Source organism: Streptomyces sp. NPDC090445 (assembly GCF_044769385.1).
GTDB lineage: Bacteria > Actinomycetota > Actinomycetes > Streptomycetales > Streptomycetaceae > Streptomyces.
This window is the reverse complement of sequence record NZ_JBIVXV010000069.1, coordinates 1-3,092: the sequence shown is the minus strand read 5'-3', so window position 1 is coordinate 3,092 and position 3,092 is coordinate 1. Positions and strand designations below refer to the sequence as shown.

Here is a 3,092-nt window from a genome sequence, read left to right as displayed (position 1 = left end):
GCGGGCGTCACGACGTACCTCGAACTCGGCCCGGGCGGTGTGCTCTCGGCCATGGGCCAGGAGTGCGTGACGGGCGAAGGCGCCGCCTTCGTGCCCGTCCTGCGCAACGGCCGTCCCGAAGCCGACACCGTCGTGGCCTCGCTGGCGCAGGCCCACGCACGCGGCGTCGAGGTGAACTGGACGGCGTTCTACACCGGTTCGGGCGCGCGGCGGGTGGAGCTGCCGACGTACGCCTTCCGGCGGCAGCGCTACTGGCTGCCGATGGCGAACGGCAGCAAGCACATCGGTGCTGCCGACGAGCTGGACTCCCGGTTCTGGGACGCCGTCGAGCGCGAGGACCTGGAGTCGCTCGCCGCCACTCTGGACGTGGCCGACGAGAACGCCTGGAACACCGTCCTGCCGGCGCTGCCGACGCTCTCGGCCTGGCGCCGTGGCCTGCGGACCCAGTCCGAGGTGGACCGCTGGCGCTACCGGGTGTCGTGGAAGCCGCTGGCCGACGGCACGTCCGGTGCGCGGCTGTCGGGTTCCTGGCTGGTCGTGGTTCCGGCCGACGGCGTGGACGACACCGGCGTGGTGGGCGCCCTCACCGGGCGCGGCGCAGAGGTCCGCCGGATTGTGGTCGAGGCCGGTACGGACCGTGCCGCACTGGCCGGGCTGCTGGCCGAGGGCGAGGCCGAGGGTGTCGCCGGCGTGGTTTCCCTCCTTGCCCTGGACGAGGTGTCCGGTGTTCTCCCGACGGCCGGACTGGTGCAGGCGCTGGGTGATGCCGGGGTCGAGGCGCCGCTGTGGTGCCTGACCCGGGGCGCGGTCAGCGTGGGCCGTTCGGACCGCCTCGTCTCGGCGGTGCAGGCCCAGACGTGGGGTCTGGGCCGGGTGGCCGCCCTGGAGCTGCCCGGACGCTGGGGCGGTCTGGTCGACCTGCCCGAGGCCTGGGACGAGCGGGCCATGGCCCGCCTGGCGGGCGTACTGGGCGCCGGCAGCACCGGCGAGGACCAGGTCGCCGTACGTTCCTCCGGGGTCTTCGGACGCCGACTGGTCCGTGCCTCCGGCGGACAGGCCGACCGGGCCTGGACTCCGTCCGGGACGGTCCTGGTGACCGGCGGCACGGGTGCGCTCGGTCGGCGCGTGGCGCGCTGGCTGGCCGGTGCGGGTGCCGAGCGGCTGGTGCTGACCAGCCGCCGGGGCGCTGACGCTCCGGGGGCCGCCGAGCTGGTGGCCGAGCTGGCAGAGCAGGGCGTCAAGGTGTCGGTCGTGGCGTGCGACGCCGCCGACCGCGAAGCCCTTCGCAGCCTCCTGGCCGCCGAGGCCGAGACGCTCACCGCGGTCGTCCACACCGCCGGTGTGCTCGACGACGGTGTCCTCGACGCCCTGACGGCCGAGCGGTTCGAGACCGTGCTGCGCGCCAAGGCCGTCTCGGCGCTCCACCTGCACGAGCTGACCGTCGAGCTGGGCATCGAGCTCTCCGCCTTCGTGCTGTTCTCGTCCATGAGCGGCGTGACCGGCTCGGCCGGCCAGGCCAACTACGCCGCAGCCAACGCCTACCTGGACGCGCTCGCCGAGCAGCGGCGCGCCGCCGGGCTGGCCGCGACCTCCCTCGCCTGGGGTCCGTGGGCTGAAGGCGGTATGGCCGCCGACGATGCGCTGGACGCGCGGATGCGTCGCGAGGGTCTGCCGCCGATGGCGCCGGAGACGGCGATGGCCGTGCTGCGGCAGAGCGTCGCGTCGCCTGCGGATGCTGCCCTGCTGGTCGCCGATGTGGACTGGGAGCGCTTCGGCCCCGCGTTCACCGTCGTCCGTCCGAGTGCCCTCTTCGCCGAGCTGGTGGAGACCCGGCCTGCCGGGCCTGCCGCCGCCGGGGCCGGGACCGGTTCGCCGGTCGAACGGTTCGCCGGACTCGGTGCGGCCGAACTGGAGCGGGAGCTGCTCGGCCTCGTCCGTGCCCAGGTCGCGGCGGTCCTCGGACACGACGGTATCGACGCCGTCGGCGCCGACCGTGCGTTCAAGGAGCTCGGGTTCGACTCGCTGACCGCGGTCGAGCTGCGCAACCGGCTGGGTGCGGCGACCGGCGTGACGCTGCCGGCGACTCTGATCTTCGACTACCCGTCCGCGTCGGCCCTGACGGCGTTCCTCCGGGACGAACTGCAGGGCACGCAGGTCGAGATCGCCGGTCCGGAGACTGTGGCCGTCGATGACGACCCGATCGCGATCGTGGCGATGAGCTGCCGCTTCCCGGGCGGGGTCCGTACCCCCGAGGACCTGTGGCAGTTGCTGGCCGGTGGCGGTGACGCCATCGGTGAGTTCCCGGCCGACCGCGGTTGGGACCTGGAGCGGCTCTACAGTCCGGACCCGGACCGGCAGGGCACGTTCTACGCCCGTGAGGGCGGCTTCCTCTACGACGTTGCGGACTTCGACGCCGACTTCTTCGGCATCTCGCCGCGTGAGGCGCTGGCCATGGACCCGCAGCAGCGTCTGCTGCTGGAGACCACCTGGGAGGCGTTCGAGCGGGCCGGGATCGACCCGGCGAGCGTCCGCGGCAGCCAGGCCGGCGTGTTCGTCGGCACCAACGGCCAGGACTACGGGACCATGCTCGACTCCGTTCCGGACGGCATCGAGGGTTTCCTCGGTACCGGCAACGCGGCGAGCGTCGTCTCCGGCCGGCTCTCGTACGCGTTCGGGCTGGAAGGTCCGGCCGTGACGGTGGACACCGCTTGCTCGGCTTCGCTGGTGGCGCTGCACTGGGCGATCCAGGCCCTGCGCAACGGCGAATGCGACCTCGCCCTCGCCGGTGGTGTGACGGTGATGTCGTCGCCCGGTGCGTACATCGACTTCAGCCGTCAGCGCGGGCTGGCCGCGGACGGCCGGATCAAGGCCTTCGCCGCGGACGCCGACGGCACCGGGTGGGGCGAGGGTGTCGGCATGCTGCTCGTCGAGCGCCTGTCGGACGCCCGGCGCAACGGCCACCCGGTCCTCGCGCTCGTCCGCGGCTCGGCGATCAATCAGGACGGCGCCAGCAACGGCCTGACGGCGCCCAACGGCCCGTCCCAGCAGCGCGTCATCCGCGCCGCCCTCGCGAACGCCGGACTGTCGCCCGC

General features: G+C 73.7%; 1 protein-coding gene. It reads left to right on the top strand.

Annotation, left to right across the window (positions count from 1 at the left end):
* Positions 1 to 3,092: SDR family NAD(P)-dependent oxidoreductase (locus tag ACIQUT_RS40210; protein WP_403570681.1), on the top strand; the 3,092-nt coding region annotated here is incomplete at both ends.